13 protein-coding genes are annotated in these 20,444 nt (G+C 48.2%); 3 read left to right on the plus strand and 10 right to left on the minus strand.

The genetic code is table 11. The annotated features are described in order from the left end of the window. Nucleotides 1-243 precede the first annotated feature (243 nt). Together HMPREF1536_RS12090 and HMPREF1536_RS12095 are read left to right on the plus strand one after the other, a co-directional pair. On the plus strand, nt 244-2,994 hold the full coding sequence (locus HMPREF1536_RS12090; RefSeq protein WP_044193399.1) for a TonB-dependent receptor: 2,751 nt from the start codon (nt 244-246) through the stop codon (nt 2,992-2,994). A 5-nt stretch (nt 2,995-2,999) separates the two neighbouring features. Then, a complete protein-coding gene (locus HMPREF1536_RS12095) occupies nt 3,000-4,019 on the plus strand; it encodes a DUF4249 domain-containing protein (protein ID WP_028729945.1) in 1,020 nt (339 codons plus the stop codon). On the opposite strand, the gene HMPREF1536_RS12100 is transcribed toward HMPREF1536_RS12095, so the two are convergent. The 9 genes from HMPREF1536_RS12100 to HMPREF1536_RS12140 all read right to left on the minus strand — a co-directional run bounded on the left by HMPREF1536_RS12100 (nt 4,000) and on the right by HMPREF1536_RS12140 (nt 18,479). Continuing rightward, nucleotides 4,000-4,890, minus strand: a complete 891-nt coding sequence (locus HMPREF1536_RS12100; protein WP_028729944.1) for an endonuclease/exonuclease/phosphatase family protein — start codon at nt 4,888-4,890, stop codon at nt 4,000-4,002. The two genes, HMPREF1536_RS12095 and HMPREF1536_RS12100, sit on opposite strands and share 20 nt — an antisense overlap. A 205-nt stretch (nt 4,891-5,095) precedes the next feature. After that, nucleotides 5,096-6,274, minus strand: coding sequence for a glycoside hydrolase family 130 protein (locus tag HMPREF1536_RS12105; protein ID WP_028729943.1), 1,179 nt, complete (start codon nt 6,272-6,274; stop codon nt 5,096-5,098). A gap of 9 nt (nt 6,275-6,283) precedes the next feature. Continuing rightward, complete coding sequence (locus tag HMPREF1536_RS12110) at nt 6,284-8,086, minus strand: aryl-sulfate sulfotransferase (RefSeq protein ID WP_028729942.1); 1,803 nt, start codon at nt 8,084-8,086, stop codon at nt 6,284-6,286. 79 nt (nt 8,087-8,165) lie between these two features. Then, a complete protein-coding gene (locus HMPREF1536_RS12115; protein ID WP_028729941.1) occupies nt 8,166-9,935 on the minus strand; it encodes a RagB/SusD family nutrient uptake outer membrane protein in 1,770 nt (589 codons plus the stop codon). A 26-nt stretch (nt 9,936-9,961) separates the two neighbouring features. Continuing rightward, nucleotides 9,962-12,976, minus strand: coding sequence for a SusC/RagA family TonB-linked outer membrane protein (locus HMPREF1536_RS12120; RefSeq protein WP_028729940.1), 3,015 nt, complete (start codon nt 12,974-12,976; stop codon nt 9,962-9,964). 447 nt (nt 12,977-13,423) lie between these two features. Beyond that, the gene (locus HMPREF1536_RS12125) at nt 13,424-14,890 is read right to left on the minus strand and encodes a TolB family protein (RefSeq protein WP_199884257.1); all 1,467 of its coding nucleotides are present in this window, start codon (nt 14,888-14,890) and stop codon (nt 13,424-13,426) included. Between the two features lie 12 nt (nt 14,891-14,902). Continuing rightward, nucleotides 14,903-16,480, minus strand: a complete 1,578-nt coding sequence (locus HMPREF1536_RS12130) for a DUF6057 family protein (protein ID WP_028729938.1) — start codon at nt 16,478-16,480, stop codon at nt 14,903-14,905. A gap of 10 nt (nt 16,481-16,490) precedes the next feature. Beyond that, a complete protein-coding gene (locus tag HMPREF1536_RS12135) occupies nt 16,491-17,528 on the minus strand; it encodes an endonuclease/exonuclease/phosphatase family protein (protein ID WP_028729937.1) in 1,038 nt (345 codons plus the stop codon). Between the two features lie 63 nt (nt 17,529-17,591). Further along, the gene (locus tag HMPREF1536_RS12140; RefSeq protein ID WP_028729936.1) at nt 17,592-18,479 is read right to left on the minus strand and encodes an AraC family transcriptional regulator; all 888 of its coding nucleotides are present in this window, start codon (nt 18,477-18,479) and stop codon (nt 17,592-17,594) included. Nucleotides 18,480-18,781: 302 nt separating this feature from the next. On the opposite strand from HMPREF1536_RS12140, the gene HMPREF1536_RS12145 reads away from it, so the two are divergent. Then, complete coding sequence (locus tag HMPREF1536_RS12145) at nt 18,782-19,525, plus strand: SDR family NAD(P)-dependent oxidoreductase (protein WP_028729935.1); 744 nt, start codon at nt 18,782-18,784, stop codon at nt 19,523-19,525. 1 nt (nt 19,526) lies between these two features. Here HMPREF1536_RS12145 and HMPREF1536_RS12150 read toward each other — a convergent pair whose 3' ends face one another. Next, the gene (locus HMPREF1536_RS12150; RefSeq protein WP_028729934.1) at nt 19,527-20,351 is read right to left on the minus strand and encodes a hypothetical protein; all 825 of its coding nucleotides are present in this window, start codon (nt 20,349-20,351) and stop codon (nt 19,527-19,529) included. Between the last annotated feature and the right edge of the window lie 93 nt (nt 20,352-20,444).

The following is a 20,444-nucleotide window of genomic DNA, read 5'->3' on the forward strand; positions in this document are numbered from 1 at the left end:
ATAATAAAGGAAGGCCTGCTTAATATAATGTGTAAATAAGGAGAACTACGTAACTCTAACTCACTCACAAAGATAAGAAAATAAATCGGAGAATCGTCCTTTGCGGACTGATTTAAAAATAAGATACACTAGTTGTCATATATTAGTGGGGAGGATTTTCGAATAATTCTGCTATTTTTGTCTTGCCCGATAGGGGTATTTCCGAAAATCCTGTCTAAGAAATAGATATCAACAATTAATGAGATGAAGAAAGTATACCCTGCAAAACTGTTTGCCCGTGTTACAATGGTTGTAATGATGATGATGTTAGCGATGTTTGCCCTTCAGGCGCAGACAAAAGGTGCGGATGAAACACGGAAGGTTACGATGAACATGCAGAAGGCTCCTGTCCGGGAAATTCTCGACGAGATACAAAAGCAGACCGGAGTAACCTTCTCCTATGAATCATCTTTGTTGAAAGAGCTTCCGAAAACCAGTTTCAAAGCGGATGATGAAGCATTGCCGGATTGCCTGAAGCGTTTATTCGCGAATCTTCCGGTAGTGTACAAGTTGACAGGAAACGTGGTGATCCTGAAGCGTAAACCAAAGCAGGTAACGGTCAGCGGTTTTGTGCGAGATGCTAAGTCCGCCGAATCCCTGATCGGTGCCTCGGTTTATGAAGCCAACACCCGGATGGGGACGGCTTCGAATAATTTCGGATTCTTTAGTCTGACGCTGCCGGGAGGTGATGCGACGATCCTGGCCTCTTATATTGGATATGGGAGCCGCCAGTTTCATCTCCCTGAACTGGAGAAAGATACGGTATTGACCATCGAACTTACACCTACTGCCGCCCTGGAGGAAGTGGTTGTTTTGGGAACCAATAACAGCAAGCAATCGGTATTGAGTACCCAGATGGGAGCTTTGGAGATTAACCAGCAAACGATCCGTTCGACACCTACTATGTTCGGTGAGGCGGATATCATAAAAACATTGCAACTTACGCCCGGTGTGTCGGCCGGGACGGAAGGAACGGCCGGTATGTATGTGCGTGGCGGTAATGTGGATGAAAACCTGTTCCTGATAGATGGTAATCCAGTGTACCAGATTAATCATATCGGAGGGATCTTTTCCGCCTTTAATCCGGAGGCAGTCAGTGGAATGGACTTTTTCAAGTCGGGCTTCCCATCACGTTACGGAGGACGTCTTTCGTCGGTGGTGGATGTGCATATGAAAGAAGGCAATATGAAGGAATATCATGGTAGCGCTACTATCGGCCTGATCTCCGGTAACCTGAATTTTGAGGGGCCGATCATTAAGGATCGTACCTCGTTTAATATTGCGCTACGACGTACCTGGCTCGATGTGCTTTCGGCTCCGGCGCTAGCCATTATTAATAAAATAGATAAAAAAGATGGAATTAAAACACGGGCACGTTATGCTTTCCATGACCTCAACCTGAAGGTAAATCATATCTTTAATGACCGGAGCCGTATGTTCTTCACACTGTATAACGGGAATGATGTATTGAAGGGAGGAAGTACTGATTTTCCGTGGGAGGGTAGTGATACAAACTACAATTATGATACCGACCTCTCTTTGCGTTGGGGGAATATCATGGCAACAGCCGGTTGGACATATGTGTTCAATAACCGTTTGTTTGGCAAGGTATCCGGTGTTTTTACCCGCTATCATTCGAAACTGAGGAGTACTATACACGATGTGGCAGGGAATGAAGGAGAAGAAGATTATTATGATTCGTTTAATGAAAGTACAACAAATACAGGTATTATGGATCTGGGATTGCGTACATCTTTTGATTATCTGCCGGCTTCCTCACACCATGTTCGTTTCGGGGGAGATTATCTGGTACACCGTTTCCGTCCTGAATACAATCATTCGGTGGCGTATAATAAGAGTGCAGGGATATCAACCGAGATCAATAAAGAATATGCCAACGATCTGTTATGGGGACACGAAGCAGGTGTGTTTGTAGAAGACGACTGGTCATTGTCGGAGGCAGTGCGTGTGAATGCCGGTCTGCGTTTCAGTCTGTTCAATGTACAGGGACAAACCTATACAGGGTTGGAACCTCGTGTGTCTCTTCGTTGGTTGATGGATGAAAACCTAAGTTTTAAAGCTTCTTACTCACGTATGAACCAGTATGTACACCTGATAAGCAATAGCTTTATCAGTCTGCCTACCGATGCCTGGATGCCTGTTACGCGGAAGTTGAAGCCGTTGGTCAGTGATCAGGTTTCTGCCGGTTTCTATTATGATCTCAATAAAGCATATAGCTTTTCCGTGGAGGGATATTATAAGACTATGGATAATTTGCTGGAATATAGGGATGGACATACATTTACCCCCTCTTACCTGGATTGGGAGGATAAGTTGACTGCTGGTGAAGGGCGTTCATATGGAGCAGAATTTATGGTGCGCAAAGAAACCGGACGTACGACTGGATGGATTGGTTACGGCCTTTCCTGGTCGGATCGCCAGTTTGAGGAGTTGAACCAAAGCAAACGTTTTCCTGCCCGTTTCGACAACCGCCATAAGTTGAATATTGTAGTGATGCACAAGATATCTCCGAAAGTAGAGCTATCGGCTGCCTGGTCGTATGCATCAGGCAATCATGTGACCCTATCGTTGGAAGATTATGATTCAAGTGGAGGTCTTAAGCCACGTCCGGGAGATGGTTATTATGATTATGATACCCCAGGCTCCCATGATCCGATCGATTATTATGAAGGGCGTAACAATTACCAATTGCCGGCTTATCATCGTCTTGATCTGGGGATTAAGATTTATCGTCCTAAAAAGAAAGGACGGATGGGGATCTGGACGATCAGTGTCTACAATGTTTATTCGCGAATGAACCCATTTATGATCTATAAGAAAGACAAGGAAGTACGTGATCCGAATAGCAGCAGTGGATACGATTATATTCCTGTATTCAAGACTGTTGGTATCATGCCTATTATTCCTTCTGTCTCTTACACGTATAAATTCTGACGATTATGATAGTAAATATGAAACCTGTTTTATTCTTGTGTATCTTGTTGTTGGCCTCTTCCTGTATGAAAGAAGTCGATCTCGAGCATCTTCGCCCTACTCCCAAGCTTGTGTTGAATAGTGTTGTTTCCAACGGAGATATACTGAAGGCTTCTCTGTCTCGTACCTGGTTTTACACGGATAAAAGGCCTAATCTTCTTTTAGAAGCCCGGATGAGCCTGTATATAAACGATCATTTCAAGGAGGAAATGACCTTAAATATGGATGCAAACGATTATTATTCTTATGGTAATTATGTGTCGTCTTATATTCCGGTTTCAGGTGATAAGGTAAGGATCGAGGTGGAGAAAGAAGGATTTAATCGTGTTGTAGCCGAAGAAATAGTTCCATTCAAGCCTGATCTGATTTCTTTGAAGGCAGAGAGTTTCATTAGAAATGACTACAATAGTCAAGATACACAAAGTCGCTATAAAATAACATTCCGGGATGAACCTTCCGCTAGTAACTGTTATCTTATCATGGTTTACAGAGGATATCCTTATTATGAATATGAAGATTATGAAAAGCCACCCGTCTATAAAGGTCGATATACCTGGCATAGTGAATCTATAGATTATTCTTCCGACCCGGTGTTCGATAACAAGATTTCTATTCTGGATAGAGTAATGGGGAATGACTGGTTGTCAGGAAATGGTGGCCGACCTTTCTCTGACGAACTATTTAATGGGAAAGAATATACAATGACGCTGGAAAGCAATATATGGTATAGTCATAACCCAATCTTTCCCCAGCCGGAAGAGTACTTGCCTGACTCGGTCAGGGTGTATCTGTATACGATTACCGAGCCTTATTATAAATACCTGTCCGCACTGACATCTTTGTATGACGGTTCACTAAATAATGACCTGGCCGATATCGGTTTGGCAGAACCTGTCCGTGTATTTTGTAATATCGATGGTGGATTAGGTATCTTGGGGGCAGCCTGTGTGGATAGCCTTACGGTTGCTATTCCAAAAGCAAACTAACCGGATAATGATCCGAAATCCCTTCCAGTTCCTTGCCGTTATGAACCGTAGCGTCAATACATCTGGGAGCCAATGCAGGTGAAACCAGAATATAATCCAACCGTTCGCCGAGCATCTTCAGACGCGGATCGCCCCATTGCCATTCGTATAAAGTGGCGGCAGGATATGACATACGTTCTGCTGCCGGGACAAACATCTTGACAGGATCGGCGAAACCGATGGAGAGGAACTCCGATAAAACGGAATAATCGAACCGTTCGCCGCGCATATTACCATATTCGGGGTGGCTTTTGTCCCAACCCAGCATATTCTGCTTCAGTTGGGTGTGCGTTTCAACCTCATCAGCATCGAAAGGAGAATAGGCATTGAAATCGCCCATGACCATACACGACTCCAACTTGTTTTCACGGATATAGTGTGTGATGGCTTCCGCTTCCTTCAGGCGGTATTTCCATTCAAACGGGCTGAGGTGTGTCACGATAATATCCAGTCCGTACGTTTGTGCATGCAACATACCATGCCAGAAACCCTCTACCTGTTTCTTTACCACCCTGATCGGCTGGCGGGAAGTAAGCCCGACCGGATATCCTTCCTCTTTTACGATGGCTACATACGGATGCCCATAAGAGGCGGCAAGTGCTGCAAGATCTTTTTCGTTGATGTCGACAAGTTCCTCCAAAGCAACGATATCCGGCTGCTGGGCGTTCATCCATTCGGTGAAACGAGCCTGCCGTGCCGCGTCCTTCTCAAAACCGTTCCATATATTGTATGAAATAACTTTTATCGTGTTGGCAACCTTTTCCTGGCTGATCCCTTTGAATGGGAATAAAGATAACAGAAGAAGTAAACCTAGTGCTTTCAATGTTTTCATGATAATGTGATCCTTTTTTTATTGATCCGGTAAAGGTAATAACCCTTTTATTTATCCCCGGACTTTTGTATGAATATAATTGAGCATGCTGCATGCTCGCTTCGGAACATGTCGTATGCTCGCCTCGGAGCATGCAGCATGAGTGCCTCGGAGCATACGGCATGAGCGCTCCGGCTCTAACACCATGAGCAAACCGGAGCGGATACTATCTTTCTTTGTATTCTTTGTTACGGTCGATCAATTCGTTAATCCTGGCGACGGATGCGGCAGACCGTAAGCCGTCTTGCGGCGTGTTCATGCAGTAGTCCACCAGTAGATCTACGGTAGAAACCGCTACATGCATCCGTGTATCGCAGGAAGCGTAATAAATGAAAACCGTTCCATCCTCATCGGCAATCCATCCGTTGGAGAACAAGACGTTGGATACGTCCCCTACACGTTCATCCCCTTTAGGTGCCAAAAAATAGCCGCCGGGCTGTGCGATAACCTTTGTGGGGTCGTCCAGAGCCGTCATATACAGGTATAGTACATAACGAAGCCCGGCGGCACATGCCCTGACTCCGTGGGCCAGATGCAACCAGCCTTCGGACGTCTTGATGGGATGCGGACCTTCCCCATTTTTAACCTCTTTGATTGTATGATAGTAGCGTTTATCGATAATCAGTTCAGAGAGAACCCGGGCATCAGCCATGTCGTCTATAAGTGCCCAGCCTATGCCACCACCGCTGCCTGCTGCGATAAATCCATCCTGCGGACGAGTGTACAAGGCGTATTTGCCATAGACAAACTCTGGATGCAGGACAACGTTGCGTTGCTGGCTCCTGGTCTGCAGATCCGGTAACCTTTCCCAGTCGACCAGATCTTTGGTGCGGACAATCCCGGCCTTTGCCACAGCGGCGGACAGATCCCCCGGAGGAGCGTCCGGATCATGGCGTTCACTGCAGAAGATACCGTATATCCATCCGTCTTCGTGTGCCGTAAGGCGCATATCGTATACGTTGGTTTCCGCTGGGTCGATGTCCGGTAGATCGACAGGGCGTTCCCAGAACCGGAAGTTATCCACCCCGTTCGGACTTTCAGCAATGGCGAAGAAGGATTTCCGATCCCAGCCTTCCACCCGCACCATCAACAGATATTTACCGTTCCATTTGATCGCGCCGGAGTTCATACAGGCATTCACGCCGATCCGCTCGAGACAGAACGGGTTGGTTACCGGGTTCAGGTCGTACCGCCATTCCAGCGGGATATGACCGTTCGTGACAACCGGAAATGTATATCGGCGAACAATACTGTTGGTATCTTCCAGAGGAGTATTTTGTCGTTGCAACAATGTTTCATACTGTTGCTGCAACGCATGTAGTCTTTGTTTAAAAAGAGTGTTCATAGATCGTTTTTATAGATTATCCGGATATAAAGTGATACGTCTCGCACGTTGATAAACGGCGTAAGATATTTCCAGTTCGAAAATCACTTGCCCGGTGGCCGGGTCGATTTCTACGACACGTCCGCCAGTGCTGCCGTCGCTCAGGTTATTTTCCATGCCGGGGCAGAACAGGCGGTTGCCCGTTTGCGGCAGATACTGTACCCCCGACCTGGCCGGTGCATAATATTTGTGGCCGCCTTCCTTGCCGAATTGCCATACCTGTCTGACCGTACGTTGTTCCTCGTTAACCTCATATTCGACGGCACGGCTGTAAAGCGATTGGTCGTCGAAGCGTGCCAGTACGAAGTTGCGTCCGTACCCGTTATCGAATACCATGACATTCCCGTTAGGTAACGGGACGGCGGTATGTGCTCCCCAGGGCCAGTCGAAGTCATCCCCGCTTTTTACTCCGGCAATTACATCCGGGTCGGTGATGGGACTGCCGTCGGCGTGTAACGGTTTCAGCAACAGGTTCTGATATTTATCACGCCAGCCCTGGTGAGGTGAAATGATCCATTTCACACCGCCGGCATGGTTGAACTTGCATACTCCCTGGAAACGGATCGTTGCAAGATAATCGTTGCCTATCCCGATGAGTGCGTTGTTGTGCGCCCAATTGGATTGTGTCTGTCCGAATGCGGCTCCCGGTAGGCTGGGGTCTGTCAGTTGGTAACGGGAGGAGTCGATCATGGCGGCCAAATCCCAAACCTGTGTGATCTGGCTTTTTACCGGATCGAGCTCGATCATATAGTCGTTGTAACGGATGTCTTTCCCATTCGCCAGTTTGGCGGATATATTGCTGACAGTGGCCAGTAACTTACCGTCCGCATTCTCGGCGACATCATGGTGGAAAGAATACCCCATCGCCCGCAAGTCCCAGCTTTTCACGATCTCGCCCAGGGTGTTTACTTCTACCAGTTTATCCCTGTAGCCGTCTCCGTGCAGGTAGTTACCGCTTTTCATGCGCGACAACCCGCAACCGATGTCTATATGGTTCAACTCCGGATGGTTCACCCAGTCGAGCGTCCAACGGATCTCCCCGTCGGCATCTATCATATAAGGGATGGCTGTGTCGGCTTCCGACTCTCCGGGGGAACTGATCAGGTTCATGCCCGGTTCCATCCGGGATATATCGGCGGTTACGACATTTGTCTTTTTAGGGAGGTTCGGGTTTTTAAGTTTCTCCGTTTGGATATGGATGGTAGAGCGGGCACGCTCTTTCCCGTCCTTGTCGGTGTAAACCAGTGTGACCTTATTCTTATAATCCGGGTATAACCCCAGGATAGTCACAGTCTGTCCTTTTTCAATGCTCTTGAAGAAATATTCGATGTCCGGCGTGCGGTGTCCATCTTTACTGTGGACAATCATTTTCATACGCCCCAGTGCCGGTAGGTTCATGACCGCATAGGCGGATAACGGGTTATACCCTGAAGGGTTGACAATCACATTGGTGACCAGCTTGTCGATCGAAGTGCCTACGCTCGGTATCGTGTAGCTGCTGCCGTCGATGAATGTCAGTATCGACTTCCATTCGTCAGGATTGGTTGTCAAGCTTTGAACGGTGTTGGCCGGAAGTTCTACGGTTTTCGTTTCGAAACTCAGTACATAGTTGTCTCCTTCGACTGCCGAGGATTTCAACAAATCGCTTTCCTGCAACTGTGTCTGTATGGTCTGTATCGCGCCCCTGCAATCTACCTCATCGTTGTCACTACATGCAGTGACGCCCATGATAAAAGAGAAGAGCGAGAAGATATATATGCCGGATGTTTTCATAAGCCTGTGTTTTTCAAAAGAAAAGGGACAAAGCGTACTGTTCGCCCCTTTTCATGGTCTTTAATCTTGTTTGCTGTTTTTATTGCCAATCTGTCTTTTGATCCAGATTCAGGTTCGCGTCCACTTCACTTTGCGGGATCGGGAAATACATGTGCTTTTTCTGGAAGTTACTGAAGTTCTGGGTATCAACGATCTCTCCGGTAAAACGGTATCCGGTGATAACCTGTCCGCCGCTTCCGTCGCTGCCCCAGATCGGCTCCCATACCTTTGTGTCCGTTTTGCGGGCCTGCATGATCGATTTCAATTCGTCGAAACCGTACCAGCGGATCATATCGTCCCAACGGACATTCTCGCCGGCAAACTCCAACAACTTCTGGTTACGAAGTTCTTCCATGATCGCCCCTTTGTCTCCCAACTGTTTTTCCGGCAAGCCGGCACGAACGCGTATCCGGTTGATATCTCTCATCGCAGTTGCATTGTCGCTGGTTTCCAGGCAAGCCTCTGCGTGAAGGAATAAGACTTCAGCGAAACGCATGATGCGGTAATTCGTGATACGTCCTGCATTGTTTGAGTACATGGTACATCCGGCTTTGTTCCACCAGGGTGTATGCTTTTTCATCAGGAAGCGTCCTTCTTTACCTTCGATATCGGGATAAGCGGGACTCATACCGCTCTTGATCCGGTATTTGTCGTCACCTTCGGGGAGAACCGTATATTTGTAAATGCTATCGAACGGGAACGAGTCGAAGAATGTCTCATCTGCTTTCGTATCGTTATAATCGGAATACTTGAAGAAACAGGTCGTATATAGACGTTTGTCCCATTTGCTGTCGGAGCCTGAAGGGCGGGGTTCTGCAATAAACTGTTTGACCAGGAAGGGGGATGGATGCATTTTATACCAGCCGCCACCTTGGTTCAGACCCGTTCCGGCTCCACCTTTCAGTGTCGGGCCGAAATAATGGCCGATCACGTTACCCATAAAAGCATTGTCGCCCGTACTGCTGCCCCAGGCATCCCCGGAGTCGCCGAAAGCTTCGAAGTTAATTTCCCAGACAGACTCCTGGTTGAATTCGGTATCGTCGCGGAAGTTATCTTCGTAATTTGCCATCAGGTCGTAGCCGTAACCATTCATTATTGTTTCTAGTTCGGCTTTAGCGGCTGCATAGTCGCCTTTCCAGAGATAAGCTTTCCCCAGGAGGGCGATCGCGGTGCCTTGGGTAACACGTCCCGCTTCGTCGGTAGGACGGGTTTTAGGCAGGCGGCTTTTCGCCTCTTTCAAGTCGGCAATCGCCTGATCCAGGATAGCTTCCGGTGTCGATAGCGGGTGAGCTTCTGGATCGGCATCCTGTGGCAAAGTACGGAGTACGCCTTCATTGAAATCGGTGCGTACCCGGAAATACCAGAAACCGCGCAGGCAATAAGCCTCGCCTAAAAGCTGATCCAGCTTGGCTTTGTCCATCTCTGCATTAGGTGCTCTGTACAGGAACTCGTTGGCCAGCTGGATACCTTTGTATATATATTCCCAGCAGCCGTTTCCCGTGTTCGGTGTGTTCGTGAAAGCCAGCGTTTCCCAGATACCGGCTTCTTCGCCGCGGGTAGGATACATATCGTCGGCTCTCATCTGGTAATGCAGGATGCCTTCATAACCACCGTAATACCCCCAGCTCATGCGGCGTATCGGATTGTAGGCGGCAGACAAACCTTTCATCACGTTCGTTTCATTCACCCAGAATGTCGAAGGGGTCTGATTGTTGGGGTTGACTTCATTCAGGAAGCTGTCGCTGCAGGAAGTCATGAGCATTGGAACCAATGCCAGCGATACTATATATTTCTTGATATTCATTTTCATATCGTTTTAGATTTTACGTGTTTAAATTAGAAGTTCAATTGCAGACCGAAAGTAATGGTGCGTGCCGAAGGATAACGGCCGTCGTCGCAACCGCGTGTCATGATGCTCGATTCGCTGTCGGCAACACCCAGGTCGGGAGTATATCCTTTGTAGCTGGTGATGGTGAACAGGTTCTCCATCGCCGTATACACTCTCAGGCTCTGCATTTTCGCTTTCGAAACCAGTCCTTTAGGCAATGTGTAACCGAATTCCAGTGTTTTCAGGCGGAGGAATGAACCGTTTTCGAGCCAGCGGTCTGTATATCCCCAGTTCGTACCGTTGTTGTCGTTGCCGGATACATAGCGTGGAATATCTGTATTGCGGTTGTTTTCAGTCCAGCTCTTGGCACGTTCGGCGTACTGGTTGGCTGTCACTTCGTTGTAAACAGTCGAGAAGTATTGTGCATTGTAGATCTTGTTGCCGAAGTTCCCGTCGAAGAACAGGTTGAGGTCGAACCCTTTCCATTCCGCACCCAGGTTAATACCCAGCGTCACTTTCGGGAAGGCGCTACCGCAGTCCTGGCGGTCGAGGTTGTCGATTTTACCGTCACCGTTGAAGTCCACGTATTTCAGGTCACCCGGTTGCGCGTTTGGTTGGATCATATTGCCATCCTTATTGACGTAGGCATTGATCTCTTCCTGGGTCTGGAAGATACCGTCGGTCTTGATGATGTTGAAATAACCGATCGGATATCCTGTCTTTGCATAGGTGATAGCCCCTTTGTCGTGCGGGTTGAAACCTGTCCATTCGTCGCGTGAACCGTTAACCTTGGTCAGCTCGTTTTTAATGAAGGAAGCGTTAACGCCTACCTGGTAATAAAGTTCGCCAATGTTGTTGCGGTGCTTGATGGAGAGTTCCAATCCTTTGTTCTCCACCGTACCGGCGTTAACGACCGGAGTTTCACCTAATCCGAAGCTACCCGGCTGAGGCATCGACAGCAACATATCCTCCGTTTTCTGGATAAAGTAATCCGCGCTCAACGTAAACTTGTTGTTCAGGATGCCCATATCCAGACCGATATTGATCGTCTTTGTCTTTTCCCAGGTCACGTTGGACGGGGAAACCCAGTTTACACCGGTGATCGCTCCTTCCCAGAGAGAGGAACCCATCACGTTGTTCAAGCCTGTCCCAACAACCGACTGGGTGGCATAGTTGCCGATACCGTTCAGGTTACCGAGCGTACCGTAGCTGGCACGTACTTTCAGTTCGTTCATCAGCTCGCGGGCATTCTCGAAGAAGCTTTCGTTCATCACGTTCCAACCCACAGAGGCGGAGGTGAAAGTACCCCAACGGTGGCCGTCGGCAAACTTGGAAGAACCGTCGCGGCGGATAGAGGCCGATAACATATAGCGGTCGGCATACGAATACATGACACGTCCGAACATAGAGATCATCGTGTTAGCCCAGGCGCTTCCGCTGGTGGTCTGTGTGGAAACGGAACCGGCACCGATTGTGTTCAGTCCTTCGGGCAGATCCCGGCGGCTGGCTCCAAATCCGCGCTGGCTGTTCTTCTGTGAGGAGTAACCTACCAGTCCGGAAACGGTATGGTCGCCGAATGTATTGTCGTAATTGATCGTGTTCTCGATCAGCCACTCGTTCTGCCAGCTGGTATCTTCGCCCAATTGGTAATCGGGGTTCTGGGAAGTGGAACTGAATACGTAAGGAACCGTATAGTTGTAGTTGCGGCGTGTATATTTGTTGATACCGACGTTGAATTTATATTTAAGCCCTTTCAGACCGAGGTCTACCTCTGCAAAACCGTTCAGCAGGATGTCTGTACCGTGGTTCTGGATATCGTGTGCTTCGGCCCAGCCCACCGGGTTGTCACCGCGTGTCCAAGTTGGCGCCTGTCCCCACTCACCGTTTTCATCATACGGCTTCCACATAGGGACAGCAGTCAGGGGAGAAGTGAAAGAGACACTCTCTTTATCTTTTTGCCAGAACTTCATCATGATGGTGGAACCCATGCGCACATGGTTGTCGAACAAAGAGAAGGTGTTTTTTGCGCGGATGTTCCAGGCTTCGTAGCCGGTGGTTTTCACGATACCGTCTTGTTTCAGGTAGCTGCCCGACAGGTTGTAGGTGGAAGTCTTGTTACCGCCCGATACGTTCAGGGCAACTTTGCTTACCATCGCTGTGCTGTAAAGCTCTTTCTGCCAGTCGGTACCTTTACCGCCGTTCCAGTTGATCAGCTCGTCGGCCGTACTGTAGCCCGTTGCTTTAGCAAAGTCGCGGAGCTGGTTCCCATCCATTACATCTATATATTTGGCAACGGACTGGATACCGGTATACGCATCGACAGAGATACGGGTCGGTGTTTCCAGGCGTCCGCCCTTTGTCGTGATCAGGACTACCCCGTTAGCTGCCCGCGAACCGTAGATAGAGGCGGCAGATGCATCTTTCAATACTTCCAGCGACTGGATGTCCGAAGGATCTACCATATTAATATCGCCATATACGCCGTCGATCACATACAGCGGCGTGGTGGAGCTCATGGAACTGATACCACGGATGTTAATATTCATCCCTTCACCGGGCTGTCCGTTCGGTGTCGATACGGTAACCCCGGCAATACGTCCTTGCAGCGCGGAAGAAGCGCTACGTGCAACGCTGGCTTGCAAGTCTTTAGCCGAGACCGAGGAGACGGCACCTGTCAGGTGGCTTTTCTTTACCGTACCGTAACCGATAACGACCACTTCGTCCAGCAGTTCGCCGTCGGCCATCGTGATATTGATCTCATTGCTGTTGCCGACCGTCACGCTGGAAGGCTGCATACCTACATAAGAGAATTCAAGAACCTGACCCGGTGCGACATGAATGGTATAATTACCATCGATATCGGTTGTGGTTCCTTGCGTGGTTCCTTTTACAACAACTGTTGCTCCGATGACGGGATTGTTGTCCGCGTCTTTTACTGTACCTTTCACCGTACCTGCTTGCTGTGCCCAACTGGAGAGTGCGAAAGCGCCCAGCAATAAAGAGAAAGCTAGTTTTCTGTTCATAATGTGTGTTTATAAGATTAATTCAATGTGTGTTTTACTCGTTACAAAGGTAGGGGGACGGAGCAGGCTAAATCAAGTATGATTTTTGCTATTAGTAATGATTATTTATCAAAATATCCATCAACAGGATATCTGACTTTAGCCTTTATTTACTGAAAATAGTGGAAAATGTTCATAAGAAATCTAAAAGGGAGAGACTCTCCGTTGTTAAGATTTTATCAGGTTGAGGTAAATTCGTATTGTGTTGTATAACATTGATTTGTGAATGGTATTCGGTGTGGGCGTTGTATTGCTTGGGGAGTTCTTTAGGGCTTATTGTAGGCTGTGCGGTGAAAGATAGTATGAGTCTGGCATAGTAGGAAAAAAGGTGTAAGGCTTTTTTGCAAAAGCTGCCATGCTTTCTGTAAAAAGCACAGCAGCCTTTGCCGATAAGGTCGGGTACAAATATTATCGTGACGGAGTGAATTCTTCCACTTTTGTTTTCTGATACACCCGGCGGATGTCTGCGGCATCAAAAGGTACGGAGGTGGAGGATAACTCCGGTATGTTGTACGATTTGAAAGTGTTGTCATAATGTTCCGGATCTTTCTGCGGCAGGACGAAAGGTTTGCCGGCCGTACCGTCGGGGGCGATATAGGCGAAATAAGGTTTCCCGTATTGCCCGTCGCCCCGTTTGCTGGCGAAAACGAACCAACGGCTGTTTGACGACCAGCTGTGATAGGTGTCGGAGCGGTCGGAATTGACTGCCGTCAACGGGTCGATCTCTCCTGTTTGCAGATCCATGAGTTTCAGGTCTGTCTCCTTGTGCCAGATGGGGAAGGTGCCGTAGTCGGCTACCGAATAGAGCAGGTAGCGGCCATCGGGGGAAGCTTTGGGGAAACAAACGGAGGCGTTATGCTCTTCGGCGTTCCAGAGTGTGTCGATCTGGTTGCCCCATTCCCCTTTTCCGGCATCGAAGGCGATGCGGCAGAGGGAGTATTTGAGTTGGTGGATGCTGTCGGGGAGTTCCACCGCAGGAGAAGCGCAATAATAAACCCAGTTCCCGTCTGCCGAGAAGGTCGGGAAGGTTTCGTAAACATCTTTCCGGGCAATCTGGGGGGCTATGATCATCTTATTGTTGTCGAAGTCGGCGATCGCCAGATCGGAAGCGGTGTCGTACACTTCCAAGCGTTTGTTATCCTGGGCGTGGTAGGCCGGGATGATGATGTTGGAAGAGAATACCCCGTAACGTCCCGACGGATGGAAATCACCGTAGACGGCACCGGATACCATCCGTTCGTCTTTCAGCGAGAGCTTACGCAAGTCGCCGTTGCGGTTCAGGATCGTACCGCCGTCTTTTCCGCGCAGGTGGAATAAGGAGAGGTTGCCGTCCTGCTTCCCGTAGATATGGCAGTTCATGCAGTTGCCGTCTGCCAGGTTGTTATCGGCAATCACCTTTTCTTCAAAGTTCTCGATATTACGTTCGCGCAACTGGATGGTATTCCATACTTCATAACCCGGTTCTATCAACCGGTAGCTTATAAAACCGTCTATCTTTTCGGCAGCGACCTGCCAGGTAAACGCCGGATATTGCAGCCACTTGCCGTCTATCCGGGCGGTCACTTTAACTGTCAGCGTCTGCCCTTTCTCCGCTTCCAGCAGGTCTTTCCATTTGCGGAGCGGGAAACAGGCTTTCCGGCTACCTGTCACCGTCAGGCTCTCTTTCTGTCCGCTGACAGTGACCTGCAAGGCTGTAGCTTCGTTGCGGAGCAAGAAGTTCAAAGGTGCAATGTTATAGGGGATGGTTACATCCGTATAGTCCGGATAGATCGGAGCCGGTTCGCCGACTTCCGTCACCTGTTCGGGTTGGGAGACACATGCCGTACATGCCAGTAGCAAGATCAGCCGGAGCTGTTTTTTTATTTTGTCGATCATCTTCATTCTCCTTTATTGGTTTTGTGCAAAATGATAATAGAACCAGTATGTTTTCCCGTATTTACCGACCAGCGCCTGCGGGTTTCCTTTCGATTGCTGATGCAGCCGGGTATATTCTTTGAAATCCTGTACGACGGAAGGATCGACGATCGTTTCCCGTATCTCGTCTCCGGTGGCCTGACGGCGTACCAGGTCGATCATCAGGGCTTCGGCATATAAGCGTTTGGGGGCTTTTCCGGCTTCTCCAACATAGTCTTCCAGAAAGCCGGGGAAGTTTTTAGCCAGTAGATGCAGGCAAAGGAGATAGTCGCGCGCCATCCCATTGTCAGGATTGCTTTCGAGCAGGAGGCGGAGCGATTTGGCTACATCGGTGGTGGATATGCGTATGGTGTCCGACTGGGGGATGAAAGCCCGCTTGTTTTTTAGCCATTGCCTGACCGCTTCACTTTCTTTTCCGGGAATTCTGTCTTTTGCCCACTGGTTGTAGAAACGGGTGTTTGACAGGATACGGAGGTATTTCATGGCGGCTTCCTCATCGCCGTTTATCAGGTTGATCTCTGCCAGGCGCTTAACCATCCGGCTGCCTGTATGGTTAGGCGAGAAGATCATGCCCAGTATGGTGGCATGTTCCGCCATCGTCATATCACCCAGATGGAACCACACTTCGTTGGCATAAAGGGAGGAGAGGTAAGACGAGTTGGGGCTTATCGGGATAAACAAGCCTTCTACTCCCGGCTGGTAATAATTCATCAGTCCTTCGGGTAGTTTGTTTTCGGCTGCGTTAGCCAGGTTGTAATAGTAGCTGCAAGCGCTGATGCGTTCGTCCGGATAAGCCAGTTTTCTGACTTTGTCCCAATGCCCGGCTTCCGCTTCAAAATCTAATCCCAGTAAACGTTCGTATAATGGGTTGGGGGTGTTCCACCAGTCGGTTGCCGGATATTGGCTGGCTTGCGGATAGGTCAGCAGGTAAGTTTTACTGAACGCCCCGGGTAGGGCTATCGCTCCCAGTATCATCACCCCGGCCCATATAATATCTTTTTTGCTGATAAGGGAAGATATTAACAGGAGCAATACAAAGATAAACGCTCCGTACCCGAACAGCCAGTAACCTGCAATTATCCCGATAAATCCGAAACCGATACGCAGGTACCTGTTCTTTATCAGGTCGTAGAGCAGGAATAAACAACCGCCGCCAATCAGTGAAAGGGTAGAGGACAGCGGGTAAAGCAAACCGCAGGAGCGCAGAACTTCCCACCCCATTATGAGAATGGCAGGAACGACGGCCAGCCAGCCGTTCATCCATTTGCGCAACACGGTATAAAAAGTCAGTCCCAGTAAAAGCATAACAGTTCCCATCAGGGCGGATGCCATTACGGGAGTCAGGAAAAACTGCGTCAGGAATTCCCCGGCAAGACACGATAATACGGCGGGCTTATCCAGGTAGGAGGATAAAGCCTCTGTTGTGTAGACAAAGAGTGTAGTCTGCTCTTTGTGAAGCAGATGGTAGGGACAGGTGTAAAGGAAAAAGATGAAACAGGCTATCCCTGCCGGAAGTAAGGCTAAACCGCCGTATTTGTGTGTGTCTTTCATTTTTCAGAGATTATTTTGTGAGCTGGAATGTTGCCAGTACGGCCTTATGGTCGGTAGGCCAGGTACCCAGGGGAGCGATGATCGGGTCGGCTGTCTTTTCTGTAGCCCGTTCGCCGCGCAGGATATCGCCTTTGGGGCCGACAATGGTCATATCGGTCAGGGTAAGGCCTTCGAACGGTGAATACATGATGAAGTCGATACGGTCGCGGTCGTCGGCTTCGGGCGACCAAACCAGTTTTTTCAGGTCGATATCGGGACAGTCTGCCGGACAGGTAAATCCCGGATGGGTAACAGGGTCGGGGTACTTTTCACGGTATGCGTCCTTATATCCTGCTTTTTCCAGTATGACGGAAACGTCCCAGGGAACAACCAGGCCGTAATGATCGCGCATGTCTTTGGTTGCTTCCGTCCAGTCCAGGTGGGAAGGTTCGTTGAAGTCGCCACCCAGAATGACGATACGGCCGGCAGCCTTGTCTTTTTCAGCAGTGCTGACGAAACGGGCGATGGCGTCGTCTCTCACAGAAGCACGGTTCAGCACCAGGATAGAGTCGAGGTCGTTAATCGGTTCTATTTTCTCCCAGTTATTCCCGTCATATCCGCGGGCATCGTAATAGGCACAGTTGCGGTAGTCCAGATGCGCGGTGTATACGGCAAACTCCTGGTTTCCTTTTTTTGCCACCAGGCGGTAGATGCTTCCTCTGTCATCGTTCAGGGGATAAACGGTGCTGCTGTCGGTGATCGGATAGCGGCTTAACAAACCGGAGTCTTCGGTATAGAATGAATAATAGGTTTGTCCGCGTTCTTTCAACGCTTCAACGATACGGTCGCAAAAACGGGTGTTGTGGTAGTTGCGTACTTCGCTTAATGTGACGAAATCGGCATCGCTGCGGATAATCTCGTCGGCAACGGCATTGAATCCATTCTCCACTACGGTGCCTTCCTGCCAGATATTAAATTGCAAAACTTTGACAGTCTCAGTCTTTTGGCAAGAGGAAAAACTGAAAACGATCAGTAACAGCGCAAGTGCTGTAAATAAACCCTTTTTCATGGTATGTGTCTTTTTTGTTATTTTATTTAGTTTCGCGAAATTAGTTATTTTATCAGGGCTGAACTAAACAATTACCTTCTTTTTTCTGTAATTCTCCCTGAACTCAGTAGGCGGCATACCTTTTTTCTTTTTAAATATCCGGTTGAAGTTCGACAGGTTGTTAAAGCCACAGGCATATCCTATCTCAGCCACCGATTGCGACGAGTCGATTAGGGCACGTATGGCAAACCCCAGGCGGATGTCCGTCAGGAAATCCACGAAGCTTTTGGATGTTCGCTGCTTGATATACCGGCAAAAGGAGGGTTCGCTCATGTTGATCAGGTCGGCCACGTCCGACAGGCGTACCTGTTGATCGTAATTCTTATTCAGGTAGTCGAGGATCTTGTTGATACGCGGGTCTTCTTCGTGTGGTTTTTCCTGGCGGATGAACGAGTGGCTGGCCAGTTCCCGTATGTCTTCCGAAATAGAGAGTTCATGCAGGATCATCAACAACTTCATCACCGAGTAAAACCCGTCCGTTTCGCAAGTGATGGTCTTTAGTAAAGGGCGGACTTTGTTGATCGCCTGTGTACCGAATACAACTCCTTTCTGTGCCCGTTCGAAAAGCACTTTGATGCTTTGGAACTGGCTTCTCTCCAACATTTCTTCCGGTAGCGACGAACGGTGGAACTGAATGGTGATCTCATGTATATTTTGTGATTTGCATTCGTGGTTTACCCATGCGTGTTCCAGTTTCGGGTTCGTTACTAAAACCAACTCGTCGTCGCCAATCGTTTCAACGGAATCGCCTACTATGCGTTGTGCGCCTTTGGCATGTTCAATGAAGTTTAATTCATATTCCGGGTGTACGTGAATGGGGAAATTAAATGTCGATTTCAGACGCTCGATAACGATAAAACAATCTTTGGAAGATAGTGGCGATACTTCCTTAAATAATTCGGTTCCAATCATATATTATAGTATTTCTATATGCAAATATAAGTAATTATTCCAGCCCTTTTTTTATCTCTGATGAATTAACAATCTCACCGGCAGAGGCAGGAAGCCTTTCTTTCTACCCGTACGACGCTGCTCAGGCCGACTATCAAAATGACACTAGTATAGCGACTAATCGCGATTAATATAGCCACTAATTTGAATTAGTATTGCGACTAATATATTTTAACATATCATTCCGGCAAGAAAAAAGTATTTCTTGGAACAAACTGTCATCTTTTCTTATCTTTGCAAATTACAATCTAACACAAAGCATCATGGATGGTAAGAGAGTTTTTGTGACCGGTGGTGCCAGGGGCATAGGGGAGGCTATTGTATCTGCATTTTGTAAAATGGGAGCCCGGGTGGCTTTTTGTGATACCGACGAAAAAGCGGCGGCTCGCTTATGTGACCTTATGCCGTCATACGTGCAGTTTTTTAAGGCTGATGCAAGTGACGAAAAAGCTCTTCAGGAAGTTATGAACAGACTTATCAACATGTGGGGTGATGTGGATGTGATTGTTAACAACGTGGGTATCAGTGAATTTTCTCCATTGGTGGAGACGAGTATTGAACAGTTCGATAAGATACTGTCAACAAACCTGCGGCCGGTGTTTATAACTTCACGCGCACTGGCTATTCACCGGAATAATGAAGAGGGGAAGAAGCGTTACGGGCGGATCATAAACATTGCTTCCACCCGTTACCTGCAGAGTGAACCGGGTTCGGAGGGGTATGCTGCATCCAAAGGCGGAATAGTTGCTTTGACGCATGCACTGGCTCTCTCTTTCAGCGACTATAATATCACGGTAAACTGTATCAGTCCCGGGTGGATACAAAACGAGGAATATCATTTATTGAAACGAGCCGACCACAAGCAACATCCTTCCGGCCGGGTAGGTCGTCCTTCGGATATAGCAAGTACCTGTCTTTTCTTGGCCGCTCCTGAAAATGATTTCATTAACGGACAGAATATCACAGTCGACGGAGGTATGACAAAGAAGATGATCTACGAAGAATAAATCAATTAAATCCGATTCGTATATTTTTGTTTTTTAATGCAGGGTAGACGAGGAACTGGGGATCCATCCGCCTGCTCCAAGGATTGTATTCGAAGTTTACACCGACACCGATGCCGAAATCCTCTTTCACTTTGAATTCGAAGGCGCCACCTACGCTCGTGTGATTATAAAACGGGTTCAGCAGCATTTGCGGATTGCTCCGCTCCCTTTTCTCGTAAAAGGTGTATTGTCCCCAGCCTCTGAGAGTCAGCCAATCGGTTGCCTCATAACTGGCAGTTGCATTGAATCCACCCATAAAGTCGGGGCTGGGATTGAACGGTGTAAAGTATCGTCCGGCAAAGGCGCCCCCCGTCAGTGTCCAACGATCCTGCTGCCATACCAACGATGAACTGATCCGGGTGATACCGCCTGCGCCGGGCCAGGTATATTGTTCGCCTACTGTCAGCACTCCGGTTTTTTCGTTTATCGGGGTGAATTCAAATTCCTGGAAATCGAATGCCATCGGTGATACGCGGCGTATCATCGGAGCAAATACATTAAAGAAAGGACGGTAAGCAAGAGATAATACCTGCATATCCATCGGACGTTCGTCTACCTGGGGAGGGAAGTCGGGAGTGAACTCCCTGAGTTTTTTCTCAAGATCTGTCCTGATGGACGGTGTATATGTCTTGTATGAAAATTCCGGAATCTTAAAGTCAAATTCTTTGAACTTGGGTACGGCTGTAACCTTCCCTTCACGGTTAAGAACAAAGTCCATAGTGGACTGAGCATGACCACAAAAAACACATGCTACCAGTGCTATAATTATAAAATATCCCCGCTTCATACACAACATCATTTTATTGTCGCTAAGATAGACTATTTACTTTAAAATAAGGTATTTATTCTATTGGTTTTTCTCTAAAAAATATTTATTTTG

Origin of the sequence: Parabacteroides gordonii MS-1 = DSM 23371, from assembly GCF_000969825.1 — a bacterium.
GTDB lineage: Bacteria > Bacteroidota > Bacteroidia > Bacteroidales > Tannerellaceae > Parabacteroides > Parabacteroides gordonii.